Genomic DNA, 12,869 nt, shown 5'->3' with positions numbered 1-12,869 from the left:
ACGCCCCGGTTCCGCCGGGGTTGCGCCGTTCACCGCCCCCCGCCATAGCCCCGCCCCATGCACGACATCCGCCTGATCCGCGATGACCCCGCCGCCTTCGACGCCGCGCTCGCCCGGCGCGGGCTGGAGCCCCAGGCTGCCGGCCTCGCCGCGCTCGACGAACGCCGCCGCGCGCTGATCACCGAGATCCAGGCGGGCCAGGCACGCCGCAACGAAGCCTCCAAGGCGATCGGCGCGGCCAAGGCGCAGAAGGACGAAGCGACGGCGCAGGCGCTGATGGCGGAGGTAGCGGCCCTCAAGGAGCGGCTGCCCGCGCTCGAAGACGAGGAGCAGCAGGTCGGGCACGAGCTCACTACCCGCCTCGCCTCGATCCCCAACCTGCCGTTGCCCGACGTGCCCGAAGGCGCCGACGAGAACGACAATGCGCTGGAGAAGACGGTCGGCGAACCGCCGGCCTTCGCCTTCGAGGCGAAAGAGCATGATGCGCTCGGCCCTGCGCTCGGGCTCGACTTCGAGACGGGCGTGGCGCTCGCCGGCGCGCGATTCACGCTGCTGCGCGGGCCCGCTGCCAGGCTCCACCGCGCGCTCGGCCAGTTCATGCTCGACACGCTGACGCGCGGGCACGGCTATGAGGAGGTCGTGCCGCCGCTGCTGGTGCGCGACGAGGCGGTCTACGGCACCGGCCAGCTCCCCAAATTCGCCGAGGACCTGTTCAGAACCACCGACGGTCGCTGGCTGATCCCGACCGCCGAGGTAAGCCTGACCAACATCGTCCGCGAGCAGATCCTTCCCGAGGAGGAGCTGCCGCTGCGCTTCGCCGCACTCACCCCCTGCTTCCGCTCGGAGGCGGGCGCCGCCGGGCGCGACACGCGCGGCTATATCCGGCAGCATCAGTTCGAGAAGGCGGAGATGGTCTCCATCACCACCCCCGAACAGTCCGAGGCGGAGCATGAGCGCATGACCGCCGCCGCCGAGGACATATTGACCCGGCTCGGCCTCCCCTTCCGCCGCATGAAGCTGTGCACCGGCGACATGGGCTTCTCGGCGGCGCGCACCTACGATCTCGAAGTGTGGTTGCCCGGCCAGGCGCGCTATCGCGAGATCTCGAGCTGCTCGACCTGCACCGACTTCCAGGCGCGCCGCATGAATGCGCGCTGCCGGCCGGCCGGCGAGAAGGCGACGCGCTTCGTCCATACGCTCAACGGCTCGGGACTGGCGGTCGGGCGCACGCTGGTCGCGGTGATCGAGAACTATCAGCAGCAGGACGGCGCGGTCGCGGTGCCGGAGGCGCTCCAACCGTATCTGCGCGGCCTCAACCGGCTCGAACCGGGCGCCTGAGCCGGCCGATGGTTGAGCGCATCGCCCCGATCCTGATGCTGCTCGCCTCGAACGTGTTCATGACGTTCGCCTGGTACGGGCACCTGCGCTTCAAGGCGCAGCCGCTCGCGATCGTGATCGTGGCGAGCTGGGGGATTGCCTTCTTCGAATATTGCCTTGCGGTCCCCGCCAACCGCTTCGGCAGCGCCGTCTATTCGACCGCCCAGCTCAAGGCGATGCAGGAGGTGATCACCCTCACCGTCTTCGCGATCTTCTCGGTCCTCTGGCTGGGCGAGCGCTTCACCGTCAATCATGCCGTCGGCTTCGCCCTCATCGCACTGGGTGCATGGTTCGTGTTCCGGGGACCGCTCTAGCTTTTTGCGCATAATTCACTATGTGCGCGCCCACTCATGGCAACCCAACTCCCTCGACCGCCCCGCGTGGGCATGGTGTCGCTCGGCTGTCCCAAGAACCTGGTCGACAGCGAGCGCATCCTCACCAAACTGCGCGCTGACGGCTATGCGATGTCGCAGGACTATGCCGGCGCCGACGTGGTGCTGGTCAACACCTGCGGTTTCCTCGACAGCGCCAAGGAGGAGAGCCTGGAGGCGATCGGCGAGGCGATCGCCGAGAACGGCCGCGTCATCGTCACCGGCTGCTTCGGCAAGGAGGCCGAGGTCATCCGCGAGCGCTTCCCGGGCGTGCTCGCGATCACCGGCGCCCATGAATATGAGCAGGTCGTCGAGGCGGTGCACGAAGCGGCGCCCGCCGTCCCCTCCCCCTATCTCGACCTGGTGCCGGAGGCGGGGCTCAAGCTCACGCCGCGCCACTACAGCTATCTGAAGATCTCCGAGGGCTGCAACCACCGCTGCGCCTTCTGCATCATCCCGAGCCTGCGCGGCGATCTCGTCAGCCGTCGTCCGGACGCGATCCTGCGCGAGGCCGAGAAGCTGGTCGCCGCCGGCACCAAAGAGTTGCTGGTGATCAGCCAGGACACCTCGGCCTATGGCGTCGACATCCGCCACCAGCCCCGCATGTGGAAGGGCGAGGAGGTGCGCGCGCACATGACCGATCTCGCCCGCGAGCTGGGCAGGATCGCGCCCTGGGTGCGACTCCACTATGTCTATCCCTATCCGCACGTCGACCACGTCATCCCGCTGATGGCCGAGGGGCTGGTGCTCCCCTATCTCGACATCCCGTTCCAGCACGCGAGCGAGAACGTGCTGCGCGCGATGAAGCGCCCGGCCAACAACGCCAAGGTGCTGGAGCGCATCCGCAACTGGCGGACGATCGCGCCGGACATCGCGATCCGCTCGACCTTCGTGGTGGGCTTTCCCGGCGAGACCGAGGCGGACTTCCAGTTCCTGCTCGACTGGCTCGACGAGGCACAGCTCGACCGCGTCGGCGCGTTCCGCTTCGAGCCGGTCGAGGGCGCCAGCGCCAATGCCCTGCCCGATCCGGTGCCGGAGGAGGTCAAGGAGGAGCGCTACGTCCGGATCATGGCGAAGACCGCGGCGATCTCCGCCGCCAAGCTCCAGGCAAAGGTCGGCCGCACGCTCGACGTGATCATCGACGAGGTGGGCGAGGACGGCGCCACCGGCCGCTCCAAGGCGGACGCACCCGAGATCGACGGTCAGGTGTTCCTGCGCGATGCCGGCCACCTCGCCGCGGGCGACATCGTCCGCGTGACGATCGAGGACGCCGACGAGCATGATCTTTATGGGGTGCCGGTAACCGCCTAAGCTCCTATCCGTTGCCCGAAGGGGGCTCACGCGAACGGGGGTAGCATGGGCATGAGGTCGCTGATCGCGCTGGCGACCTTGTCCCTGGTCGGCGCCGGTCCCTCCGACATCGCCGTCGCCCGTGTCGATCCGCTCATCGTCGAGGACGACGACTTTGCTCGCCACCGCGACCCGGCCGAATGGCGCGGGCTCGAGGCGAGCCGCATCACCTTCACCGAAGAACGCGCGAGCTGGCGGTTATGGCGGATCGCCGATCCAGCGCGGCCGCAGGGGCCGCTGTGGTTCGTGCCGCACGACAACGAGAACGCGGGGTTCGAGGCGGCGCTGGCCGCGGTCCGCAGATATGGCGGTACGCTGATCGCGGTCGATTCGGGCATCGCCGGGCAGCGCGACGGACAGCGGCTCAACCGCGCGGTCACGATCGGGCAGCCGATCGATCCCAACCGCAACTTCCACGACGGCCTGCCGCGCTATCCCTCGCAGGTGCTGGCAGCGGTCGCGAAGGGCGCTTGGCCGATTATCGCGCTCCACACCAACGCCCGGGGTTACGACCCCACCGACTCGACCTGCCCGCCCGAGGGCGACACGTCCGGCAGCGGCATCATCTCGATCCGCTACTGCGACGCGACGCTCCGCCCGAGCCCATCGCAAGGCCGCGCCTATCCGTTCGACGATGACGATACGGTCGCCTTCGCCACCTATCTCGCCACCCAGACGGAAAGCGACGCCTTCTGCAACGACGCGATGCTCGCCGCCGACTTCAACGTGGTGCACGAGCGGGTCGTCAACAGCGACGGATCGCTGTCCAACTATGCCGTGCTTCACCGCCTCGACTATCTCAATTTCGAGACGCAGGACCGCGGACTCGATCCCGCCGAGCTGGCCAAGGCCCGCGACCGGCTGCTGTGGATGATCGACCGCGCGATGGTCATGTGCGCGGGGGCGGAACGGCGGCCGAGCCCCCTCCCCGCCTTGACGTTCCGCTGATAGGTTCAAGTCAGTGCCGAGGGAGACAATCGCGTGAACGAGTGGACCGGACGCGATGCAGTCGCCTGAACGGGAGCCTCCGCGTTCCGGCGTCTCACGTCCCATGTGGCTCGCGCTGGGCTGGCTGTTCACGGCGCTCGGCTTCATCGGCGCGCTGCTGCCGCTGATGCCGACGACGATCTTCCTGATCCTGGCGGCCGGCTGCTTCGCCCGCTCTTCGCCGCGGCTGGAGCGGTGGCTGCTCACGCATCCCCGCTTCGGCCCGACCCTCCGGGCCTGGCGCGAGGACGGGGCGATCGGTCCGCGCGCGAAGGCGATGGCGTGCGGCGGGATCGCGCTCGGCTATGCGCTGTTCTGGTGGGGCGCGCGACCGAGCCTGACGGTCGACTTGGTCGTCGCCGGAGTGATGGCCGCCTGCGCCGCATTCATCCTCAGCCGGCCCGCGCCCAGGCCGGTGGAATGAAGGACAGCGTCAGCCGCGGGCGCGGCGCCGGACGGGCGGGTTCAGCGGCTGCGGCGTCTCGCCGCGCTCCAGTGCCGCGGCGCGTTCGGAGAACTCCACCGCCAGCTCCTCGAGCCCTTGCCGCGTCTTCTCATCGCCGGCCGCCCTGGCCAGACGGAGGCATTTGAGGGCCTGCTCATGCAGGAACAGGATTTCGGGAAGCATGTGGCGCAGACTCGGCTCGTTCGACGCGTCAGAGCGTGGAACCAGCCGATCTGGCAAGTAAACTCCTGTAAAATCTAACGTCCAGTCGCCTAAGGCCGATCAACGTTCAAATCCTCCCCCGCCAGGGGAGGTGTCAGTCCGCGCGAAAGCGGGGGCTGACGGAGGGGGAGGACGACGACTCACTATCGGCTTGCTTCCTCCCCCTCCGTCACGCTTCGCGTGCCACCTCCCCCTGGCGGGGGAGGATTGAATAGGGTCGCACCGCACTATCCGATCCGCGCCGCCGCCTCGATGATCGGCACGAACTTGGCGGCGGTCAGGCTGGCGCCGCCGACCAGCGCGCCGTCGACGTCGCTGGTGCGCATGATCGCCTCGGCATTGTCGCCGATCACCGAGCCGCCGTAGAGGATGCGGATGCGGTCCGCCGCGTCGCCGACCATCATCCGCATCTTGGCGCGCGCGATCGCGTGGATGGCGGCGATCTCGTCCAGCGTCGGCGTGCGGCCGGTGCCGATCGCCCAGCGCGGCTCATAGGCGAGCGTCAGCCAGTCGCCGTCGGCGTTCTCGGGCAGCGACTTCTCGATCTGCGCCTGCACCACGCGCTCGGCGCGGCCGGCGTCGCGCTCCGCCTCGGTCTCGCCGCAGCACAGGATCACGCGGAGGCCCTGGCGATACGCCGCCGCGGCCTTGGCCCAGGCGTCGTGGCTGGTCTCGGCATGGTCGGCGCGTCGTTCCGAATGGCCGACGATCGTGAAGATGCCGCCGGCTTCCCTCACCATCGCGGCCGAGATGTTGCCGGTGTGCGCGCCTCTGTCATTGGCGTGGACGTCCTGCGCGCCGATGGCGAGGCCGGGCTGGCGCTCCGCGGCGAAGTGGATCAGCGTCGCCGGCACCGCCACCGCCACGTCCACCGCCGGCGCCGCCTTCGCCGCCGCGGCGATCGTGTCGAGCTCGGCGAGGCTCGCGCGGTCGCCGTGCATCTTCCAGTTCCCCGCCACCAGCTTGCGCCGCGTCATATGTCCTCCCTCGCCTTGTGCCATCTCCGATAGCGCCGCGGCGCGCGCAGACAAGCTTGATGGCGCCCGCCCACGCCCGTAAAGCGTCGCGTTCCCATCATTGCGCAAGGCCGCCATGCTCACCTTCTTCCGCCGCATCATCTATTCGCGCTTCGGCGTGATCATCACGCTGGGTGTGCTGGCGATCATCGCGCTCGCCTTTGCGGCGGGCGACATCACCGGGCTGCGCGGCAACAATCAGAGCTCGCTGCTCGGCGGCGGCGTGGCCGAGGTCGGCAAGGTCAAGATCGGCGAGGCGGAGCTGCGCTCGCGCGTCAACGTCGCGCTCGACGGCTATCGTCAGCAGCAGCCGACGCTCGACATGGCGACGTTCGTCAACGGCGGCGGGTTTGACGCGGTGCTCGGACGCATGATCGACGGCCTGGCGCTGCAGGAATTCGCCCGCTCGATCGGCCTTGGGATGAGCAAGAAGGCGGTCGACGGCGAGATCGCCAGCATCCCGGCCTTCCAGGGTCCCGACGGCAAGTTCAGCCAGCAGGCCTATGACAACATCCTGCGCCAGCAGCGCCTCACCGACCAGCAGATCCGCGAGGACATCGTCCGCGAGGCGCTGGCCCGCCAGCTGCTCGCGCCGACGATGGGCGCTTCGCAGATCCCCGAGCAGCTCGCGCTGCCCTATGCTTCGCTGCTGCTCGAGCGGCGGCAGGGGACGATCGGCTTCATCCCGGTCTCGGCGATCGATTTCGGCGCGCCGCCGCCCGATGCCGAGCTCCAGACCTATTACACCCGCAACCGCGGCCGCTACACGCTCGGCGAGCGCCGGGTCGCGCGCTACGCGATCGTACGCGCGGCCGACGTCGCCGCCAATGCCAAGCCGACCGAGGCGGAGATCGCCGCCGCCTACAAGAGCCAGGCCGCCCGCTTCGCCGCGTCGGAGAAGCGCAGCATCACCCAGGTGGTGGTGCTCGACCAGGCCGGCGCCAACGCGATCGCGGCCAAGGTCAAGGCGGGCACTTCGATCGACGCCGCCGCCCGCGCCGCGGGCCTTGAGCCCAGCAAGTTCACCGGTCTCGACAAGGCCGCGCTCGCCCGCCAGACCGCACCGGCGGTGGCCGATGCCGCCTTCGCCGCGGCCAAGGGCACGGTGATCGGGCCGGTGCGCTCGCCGCTCGGCTGGCACGTCGCCAAGGTGGATAATGTCGAGGCGGTGCCTGCCAAGTCGCTCGAGCAGGCGCGTCCGGAGCTTACCGCCGAGCTTACCAAGACCAAGACAGCCGAAGCGCTCGCCAAGGTCCACGACAGCATCGACGATGCGATCGGCGAGAGCGCGACCTTCGACGAGATCATGGCCGACGCCAAGCTGAAGGGCGAGGCGACCAAGCCGCTGCTCGCCACCGGCGTCGATCCCGATGCGGCGCCCGGCACCAATCCCGATCCGCTGATCGCGCGGATCGTCGGCGCGGCCTTCACCGCCGAGCCGGGCGACGCGCCGCAGCTCGTGCAGATCGACGCCGACGGCAGCTTCGCGGTGGTGGGCGTGGGTCAGGTGGCCCCGGCCGCACCGCGCCCGCTGGCGCAGATCAAGCCGCAGGTGCTGCGCGACTTCGCCATCGATCGCGCGCTCAAGACCGCGCGCGAGCAGGCGGTGCAGGTGGTCGCCAAGGCGGGCAAGGGCTCGCCGCTCGCGCAGGCGCTGGCCGAGACCAAGCTGAAGGTGCCGGCGCCACGGCCGCTCGACATTTCGCGCGCCCAGCTCGCCGCGCAGCGCGCGCAGCTGCCGCCGCCGGTCGCGCTGCTGTTCTCGATGCGCGCCAAGACCGCGAAGATGGTCGAGGCACCCAACCGCGAGGGCTGGTTCGTGGTCTATCTCGACCAGATCCACGAGGGGAACGCCAAGGGCAACAAGGCGGTGATCGACCAGACCCGCGCCGGGCTCGGCAGCGTCTCCGGCCGCGAGCTGGCGGAGCAGTTTACCGCCGCCGTGCGCGCGAAGGTCGGGGTCAAGCGCAACGACGGCGCGATCGCCAAGGTGCGCGGCGAGCTCGTCGGCGGGGCGGGCGCGCAATAAGGTGATCGAGGGCGTTGCCGAAGCGCGCGCGGCGCTCGCCGCGGGGCGGCCCGCACTGGTGTGGCGCCGGCAGGTCGCCGATACCGAGACGCCGGTCGCGGCGGCGCTCAAGCTGATCGAGCCGGGGCGCGGCGACTTCCTGCTCGAGTCGGTCGAGGGGGGATCGGTGCGCGGGCGGCACAGCCTGATCGGGCTGGCGCCGGACCTGGTGTTCCGCGCGCGGGGCGATGCTGCCGAGGTCAACCCGAGCTGGCTCACCGATCGCGATGCTTTCGTGCCGGCCGCGGAGCCGGCGCTGGCGGCGCTGCGCAAGCTGGTCGCCGAGTGCCGGATGGAGGTGCCGCCGGAGCTGCCGCGCGCGCTCGCCTGTCTGGTCGGCTATTTCGGCTACGAGACCGTCGGTCTCGTCGAGCGCCTGCCGCGCGCGCCGACGAGCCCGCTCGACCTGCCCGACATGATCTTCGTGCGGCCGACGGTGCTGCTGGTGTTCGACCGGCTCGCCGATGCGCTGTTCCTGGTCGCGCCGGTATGGCCGGGCGGATCGGTCGAGGCCGCGGTGGAGCGCCTGGATGCCACGGCCGCGCGGCTTGCCGCGGCACAGCTGCCCCCGCCGGTGCGCGCCGACCACGCGGCGGTGGAGCCGATGCCGGTGCTGCCGGAGGGGCGCTATCGCGAGATGGTGCTGCGGGCGAAGGACTATATCGTCGCCGGCGATATCTTTCAGGTGGTGCTCGCCCAGCGCTTCTCCGCGCCGTTCGCGTTGCCGCCGTTCGAGCTCTACCGATCGCTGAGGCGGGTGAACCCGTCGCCCTTCCTCTATCATCTCGACCTGCCCGGCTTCGCGCTGATCGGCTCGAGCCCCGAGATCTTGGTGCGCGTGCGCGACGGCGAGGTGACGATCCGCCCGATCGCGGGAACTCGCCCGCGCGGCCGCACTGCGGCGGAGGACGAGGCGAACCGCGAGAGCCTGCTCGCCGATCCCAAGGAACGGGCCGAGCACCTCATGCTGCTCGACCTCGGCCGCAACGACGTGGGCCGCGTCGCCACGGCGGGGTCGGTCAAGGTGACCGAGAGCTACGGCATCGAATTCTACAGCCATGTCATGCACATCGTCTCGAACGTGATCGGCGGGCTGCGGTCCGACCGTGACGCGCTGGACGCGCTGTTCGCGGGCTTTCCCGCCGGCACGGTCAGCGGCGCACCCAAGGTGCGCGCTTGCGAGATCATCGCTGAGCTCGAGCCCGAGACGCGGGGCGCCTATGCCGGCGGCGTCGGCTATTTCTCGCCGGACGGCAGCATGGACAGCTGCATCGTGCTGCGGACCGCGGTGGTGAAGGATGGCATGATGCACGTCCAGGCCGGCGCCGGCATCGTCGCCGACAGCGACCCGGCTTACGAGCAGCGCGAATGTGAGGCCAAGGCCGGCGCCCTCATCGCCGCCGCGCGCGAGGCAGTGGCGCGGGCGGGCGAAGCGGGGTTCGGGCAGTAGGTCCCGTCCGGATGAAATGAATCGTGCTCCTGCGAAAGCAGGAGCCCTGGATCACAGGCGACTCGCTTGCGGCCTAAGCTCCTGCTTTCGCAGGAGCACTGGCATTGCGTTAGCGGTCAATCCTCCGGGTCGATCTGCTGACCGTTCTTCTTCGCCGCCTGTTCGGCCGCCCAGGCCTGCAGCATCTTCATCGTGCAGCCGGTCTGGCCGTTGGTGCCGATCGTCGAGCAGCTGTTCGGCAGCACCTTGCGGCCGTCCTCCATCGCGCGGTCGGCCTTGACCGCCCAGGAGGTGCTCGGTGCGGTCTGCTTGGGCCGGTCGCGGAGCTGCTTGGGGATGCGATAGGGCTCGTCGAGGGTCGAGCAGACCACGATCTCCTCCGCGGTCGAGCGCGGGCACGTCTGGCCCGCGGTGAGCGTCACGCTGCGCACGCGCTTCACCTCGCCGCCTTGCGAGTCGGTCTCGGGCTGATTCTGGGCCTGCGTCTGAGCCGGGGCCGGGGCCTGCGCCTGGTCCTGGGGCAGCGCCGGAGCGGCAGCGAGCAGCGCGGCGATCAGCGGAACGATCATTCGGGGAGACTCCTCAGGCTTTCAACGCCCCAAGCACAGCGCTTGTTGCGCTCTCCTGAACGGCGGCTATGGCGAAATCATGATCCTGGTCGTCGACAATTACGACAGCTTCACCTGGAACCTGGTCCATTATCTGATGGAGCTGGGGGTCGAGGTGGAGGTCGTCCGCAACGATGCGCTGAGCGCGGCGGATGCGCTCGCGACCGGTGCGAGCGGCATCCTGCTCTCGCCGGGGCCGTGCACGCCCAATGAGGCGGGCATCTGCCTCGACGTCGTCGCAGCCTGCGCCGAAGCGCGCAGGCCGCTGCTCGGCGTGTGCCTGGGGCACCAGGCGATCGGCCAGCATTTCGGCGGCAAGGTGGTGCGCGGCGGGCTGATGCACGGCAAGACCTCGCCGGTGCGCCATGACGGGACCGGCGTGTTCGCGGGGATTCCGTCGCCGTTCACCGCGACGCGCTATCACTCACTGATCGTCGAGGAGATGCCGGAGACGCTGATCGTCAACGCCACCGCCGACGACGCGAGCGTGATGGGCCTGCGTCACCGCGACCTGCCGATCCACGGCGTCCAGTTCCACCCGGAGAGCATCGCCACCGAGCACGGTCACGCCCTGCTCGCCAATTTCGTCGCGATGACCGGCGACAATCGCAGGGCGGCGGCGTGACCACCTTCGCCCGCCTGCCCGACCCCATGACGCCGCTCAGCCACGAGTCGGCCGCGCAGGCCTTCGCCGATATCCTCGACGGCCGCACCAGCGAGGAGGCGATCGCCGCCTTCCTGATCGGCCTCACGGAGCGCGGCGAGACCTCGATCGAGATCGCCGAGGCCGCGCGGGCGCTGCGCGAGCGGCTGATCCCCATCGACGCCCCCGAAGGCGCGATCGACGTGTGCGGCACCGGCGGCGACGGCCATCACACGCTCAACGTCTCGACCGCGGTCAGCCTGGTGGTGGCGGCGTGCGGCGTGCCGGTCGCAAAGCACGGTAATCGCGCCGCCTCATCCAAGGCCGGCGCCGCCGACACGCTGGAAGCGCTCGGCCTCGACATGGAGCGCGCCGGCGCCATAGCCGAGGCGACGCTGCGCGATCTCGGCATCTGCTTCCTGTTCGCCGCCAACCACCATCCTGCGATGCGCCGCATCCAGCCGATCCGCCAGCGCATCGGCCGGCGCACCATCTTCAACCTGATGGGCCCGCTCGCCAATCCGGCGCACGTCACGCGCCAGCTGCTCGGCATCGCGCGGCCGGACTATGCGCCGGTCTATGCCGAGGCGCTCGCCAGCCTCGGTACGATCAGCGCAGCGGTGGTGTCCGGCGAGGAAGGGCTCGACGAGCTCTCCGGCGCCGGCCCCAGCATCGTGCTCCGCGTCGGCTGCCCCGCCCTCCCCGACCGCATCGTCCCCGAGGACGCCGGTCTCGCTCGCTCGCCGCTCAGCGAGATCCGCGGCGGCGATCCGGAATACAATGCGCTGGCGCTGCGCCGCCTGCTCAAGGGCGAGCCGAGCGCCTATCGCGACGCGGTGGTGCTCAATGCCGCCGCTGCCCTTGTGATCGCGGATCAGGCCGCCGACCTCAAGGAGGGCGCGGCCACGGCCGCCGCCGCGATCGACACCCAAGCGGCCGAAAAGCTCCTCGACGCCTGGATCGCCTACGCATGAGCACGATGCTCGACACGATCCTCGCGACCAAGGCGGAGGAGGTCGCCGCGCGCCGCCGCGCGACGCCGGTCGCCGATCTGCACGCCATGGCACTGGCCCAGACCCCGCCACGCGGCTTTCGGGCCGCGCTCGATGCGAAGGCGGCGGGCGGCTACGGCCTGATCGCCGAAATCAAGAAGGCTTCGCCGTCCAAGGGATTGATTCGCGCGGATTTCGACCCGCCATCCCATGCCCGTGCCTATGAGGCGGGCGGCGCCGCCTGCCTGTCGGTTCTGACCGATGCATCCTATTTCCAGGGGCATGAGGACTATCTGATCGCCGCGCGTGCCGCCTGCGCGCTGCCGGTGATCCGCAAGGACTTCATGATCGATCCCTGGCAGGTGCTCGAGGCGCGGGCGATCGGCGCCGACGCGATCCTGATCATCGTCGCCGCGCTCGACGATGGACCGATGACCGAGATCGAGGACGCTGCCATAAGCCTTGGCATGGACGTGCTGGTCGAAGTGCATGACGAGACGGAGCTGGACCGCGCGCTTCGCCTCCGATCGCGGCTGATCGGCGTGAATAACCGCAATCTCAAGGACTTTACCGTCGATTTCGCACGTACTTATGAGCTCGTCGGCCGCGCGCCCGCGGATTGCACCTTCGTCGCGGAGAGCGGTCTCACTACCCGCGCCGATCTCGACGCGATGGCCGGGCACGGCGTCCGCTGCTTCCTGATCGGCGAGGCGCTGATGCGCCAGCAGGACGTCGAGGCGGCGACGCGGGCGCTGGTGGGATGAGCGACCTCACGCACCTCGACGAAAGCGGCGCCGCCCGGATGGTCGACGTCGCCGGCAAGCCCATCACCACCCGCCGGGCGGTGGCGATGGGCCGCATTACCATGTCCGCAGAGGCCGCCGCGGCGATCCGTGAGGGAAGCGTCAAGAAAGGCGATGTCCTGGCGACGGCCCGTGTCGCCGGGATCATGGCCGCGAAGCGGACGGCGGAGCTGATCCCACTCTGCCACCCGCTGCCGCTGACCAGCGTCGCGATCGACCTCGACGTCGGCGACACCCAGGTCACCGCCACCGCCACCGCCGCGACCGATGCGAAGACCGGCGTCGAGATGGAGGCGCTGACCGCCGTCACCGTCGCGCTGCTGACGATCTACGATATGGCCAAGGCGCTCGACAAAGCCATGACGATCGACGGTGTGCGGCTGATCGAGAAGACCGGCGGCAAGTCCGGCGACTGGCACGCGAATGGCTCCGGCCGCTAGAGTTTCATTCATCATGCATGAAGCAGCTGTTCCCCGGCAAAGGCCGGGGCCCAGTCTCGAACCGCTCGCAACTGGGCCCCGGCCTTCGCCGGGGAAC

General features: G+C 69.8%; 14 protein-coding genes. 11 read left to right on the top strand and 3 right to left on the bottom strand.

The annotated features are described in order from the left end of the window. Positions 1-57: 57 nt before the first annotated feature. The 5 genes from serS to LZK98_RS08980 all read left to right on the top strand — a co-directional run bounded on the left by serS (position 58) and on the right by LZK98_RS08980 (position 4,509). Entirely contained in the window at positions 58-1,338 is a 1,281-nt protein-coding gene (gene serS, locus LZK98_RS09000) for a serine--tRNA ligase (protein WP_233786171.1), read from the top strand. Between the two features lie 8 nt (positions 1,339-1,346). Beyond that, a complete protein-coding gene (locus LZK98_RS08995) occupies positions 1,347-1,691 on the top strand; it encodes a DMT family protein (RefSeq protein ID WP_233786169.1) in 345 nt (114 codons plus the stop codon). Between the two features lie 36 nt (positions 1,692-1,727). Next, positions 1,728-3,059 (top strand): 30S ribosomal protein S12 methylthiotransferase RimO, encoded by a 1,332-nt coding sequence (gene rimO, locus LZK98_RS08990; RefSeq protein WP_233786167.1) that lies wholly within the window; start codon positions 1,728-1,730, stop codon positions 3,057-3,059. Positions 3,060-3,110: 51 nt separating this feature from the next. After that, positions 3,111-4,046 (top strand): hypothetical protein, encoded by a 936-nt coding sequence (locus LZK98_RS08985; RefSeq protein WP_233786166.1) that lies wholly within the window; start codon positions 3,111-3,113, stop codon positions 4,044-4,046. Between the two features lie 103 nt (positions 4,047-4,149). Further along, positions 4,150-4,509, top strand: coding sequence for a YbaN family protein (locus tag LZK98_RS08980; protein ID WP_233786164.1), 360 nt, complete (start codon positions 4,150-4,152; stop codon positions 4,507-4,509). Between the two features lie 9 nt (positions 4,510-4,518). On the opposite strand, the gene LZK98_RS08975 is transcribed toward LZK98_RS08980, so the two are convergent. Together LZK98_RS08975 and tpiA are read right to left on the bottom strand one after the other, a co-directional pair. Continuing rightward, positions 4,519-4,713 carry a hypothetical protein gene (locus LZK98_RS08975; RefSeq protein ID WP_233786162.1) on the bottom strand — a complete coding sequence of 65 codons (195 nt, stop codon included), beginning with the start codon at positions 4,711-4,713 and terminating at the stop codon, positions 4,519-4,521. A gap of 266 nt (positions 4,714-4,979) precedes the next feature. Continuing rightward, complete coding sequence (gene tpiA, locus LZK98_RS08970; protein ID WP_233786160.1) at positions 4,980-5,729, bottom strand: triose-phosphate isomerase; 750 nt, start codon at positions 5,727-5,729, stop codon at positions 4,980-4,982. Positions 5,730-5,829: 100 nt separating this feature from the next. Here tpiA and LZK98_RS08965 point away from each other — a divergent pair, with 100 nt between their 5' ends. Together LZK98_RS08965 and trpE are read left to right on the top strand one after the other, a co-directional pair. Beyond that, positions 5,830-7,797, top strand: a complete 1,968-nt coding sequence (locus LZK98_RS08965) for a SurA N-terminal domain-containing protein (protein WP_233786158.1) — start codon at positions 5,830-5,832, stop codon at positions 7,795-7,797. A 1-nt stretch (position 7,798) separates the two neighbouring features. Then, entirely contained in the window at positions 7,799-9,286 is a 1,488-nt protein-coding gene (gene trpE, locus LZK98_RS08960) for an anthranilate synthase component I (RefSeq protein WP_406694083.1), read from the top strand. 116 nt (positions 9,287-9,402) lie between these two features. Here trpE and LZK98_RS08955 read toward each other — a convergent pair whose 3' ends face one another. Further along, complete coding sequence (locus LZK98_RS08955) at positions 9,403-9,855, bottom strand: hypothetical protein (RefSeq protein WP_233786156.1); 453 nt, start codon at positions 9,853-9,855, stop codon at positions 9,403-9,405. A 79-nt stretch (positions 9,856-9,934) separates the two neighbouring features. Between LZK98_RS08955 and LZK98_RS08950 the strand changes: the two genes are divergently transcribed. Genes LZK98_RS08950 through moaC form a run of 4 tightly spaced genes read left to right on the top strand, consistent with a single transcriptional unit; the run spans position 9,935 to position 12,772 of the window. Next, the gene (locus LZK98_RS08950) at positions 9,935-10,519 is read left to right on the top strand and encodes an anthranilate synthase component II (RefSeq protein ID WP_233786154.1); all 585 of its coding nucleotides are present in this window, start codon (positions 9,935-9,937) and stop codon (positions 10,517-10,519) included. Then, entirely contained in the window at positions 10,516-11,511 is a 996-nt protein-coding gene (gene trpD, locus LZK98_RS08945) for an anthranilate phosphoribosyltransferase (protein ID WP_233786152.1), read from the top strand. Before LZK98_RS08950 ends, trpD begins: the two co-directional genes overlap by 4 nt. Then, on the top strand, positions 11,508-12,293 hold the full coding sequence (gene trpC, locus LZK98_RS08940) for an indole-3-glycerol phosphate synthase TrpC (protein ID WP_233786150.1): 786 nt from the start codon (positions 11,508-11,510) through the stop codon (positions 12,291-12,293). Before trpD ends, trpC begins: the two co-directional genes overlap by 4 nt. Continuing rightward, on the top strand, positions 12,290-12,772 hold the full coding sequence (gene moaC / locus LZK98_RS08935; protein WP_233786148.1) for a cyclic pyranopterin monophosphate synthase MoaC: 483 nt from the start codon (positions 12,290-12,292) through the stop codon (positions 12,770-12,772). Before trpC ends, moaC begins: the two co-directional genes overlap by 4 nt. Positions 12,773-12,869 lie beyond the last annotated feature (97 nt).

The sequence above is a fragment of the Sphingomonas cannabina genome (assembly GCF_021391395.1).
In the GTDB taxonomy this organism is placed as follows: Bacteria; Pseudomonadota; Alphaproteobacteria; order Sphingomonadales; family Sphingomonadaceae; genus Sphingomonas; species Sphingomonas cannabina.
Note: the sequence above shows the minus strand (reverse complement) of the source record. Positions and strands in the feature narration are given on the sequence as shown.

Excerpts from the sequence above, each read along its gene's own strand:
- LZK98_RS08985 (WP_233786166.1), top strand. The coding sequence starts at position 3,111 with ATGAGGTCGCTGATCGCGCTGGCGACCTTGTCCCTGGTCGGCGCCGGT.
- LZK98_RS08950 (WP_233786154.1), top strand. The coding sequence starts at position 9,935 with ATGATCCTGGTCGTCGACAATTACGACAGCTTCACCTGGAACCTGGTC.
- rimO (WP_233786167.1), top strand. The coding sequence starts at position 1,728 with ATGGCAACCCAACTCCCTCGACCGCCCCGCGTGGGCATGGTGTCGCTC.
- trpC (WP_233786150.1), top strand. The coding sequence starts at position 11,508 with ATGAGCACGATGCTCGACACGATCCTCGCGACCAAGGCGGAGGAGGTC.
- tpiA (WP_233786160.1), bottom strand. The coding sequence starts at position 5,729 with ATGACGCGGCGCAAGCTGGTGGCGGGGAACTGGAAGATGCACGGCGAC.
- serS (WP_233786171.1), top strand. The coding sequence starts at position 58 with ATGCACGACATCCGCCTGATCCGCGATGACCCCGCCGCCTTCGACGCC.
- LZK98_RS08995 (WP_233786169.1), top strand. The coding sequence starts at position 1,347 with ATGGTTGAGCGCATCGCCCCGATCCTGATGCTGCTCGCCTCGAACGTG.
- LZK98_RS08975 (WP_233786162.1), bottom strand. The coding sequence starts at position 4,713 with ATGCTTCCCGAAATCCTGTTCCTGCATGAGCAGGCCCTCAAATGCCTC.
- LZK98_RS08955 (WP_233786156.1), bottom strand. The coding sequence starts at position 9,855 with ATGATCGTTCCGCTGATCGCCGCGCTGCTCGCTGCCGCTCCGGCGCTG.
- moaC (WP_233786148.1), top strand. The coding sequence starts at position 12,290 with ATGAGCGACCTCACGCACCTCGACGAAAGCGGCGCCGCCCGGATGGTC.
- LZK98_RS08980 (WP_233786164.1), top strand. The coding sequence starts at position 4,150 with ATGTGGCTCGCGCTGGGCTGGCTGTTCACGGCGCTCGGCTTCATCGGC.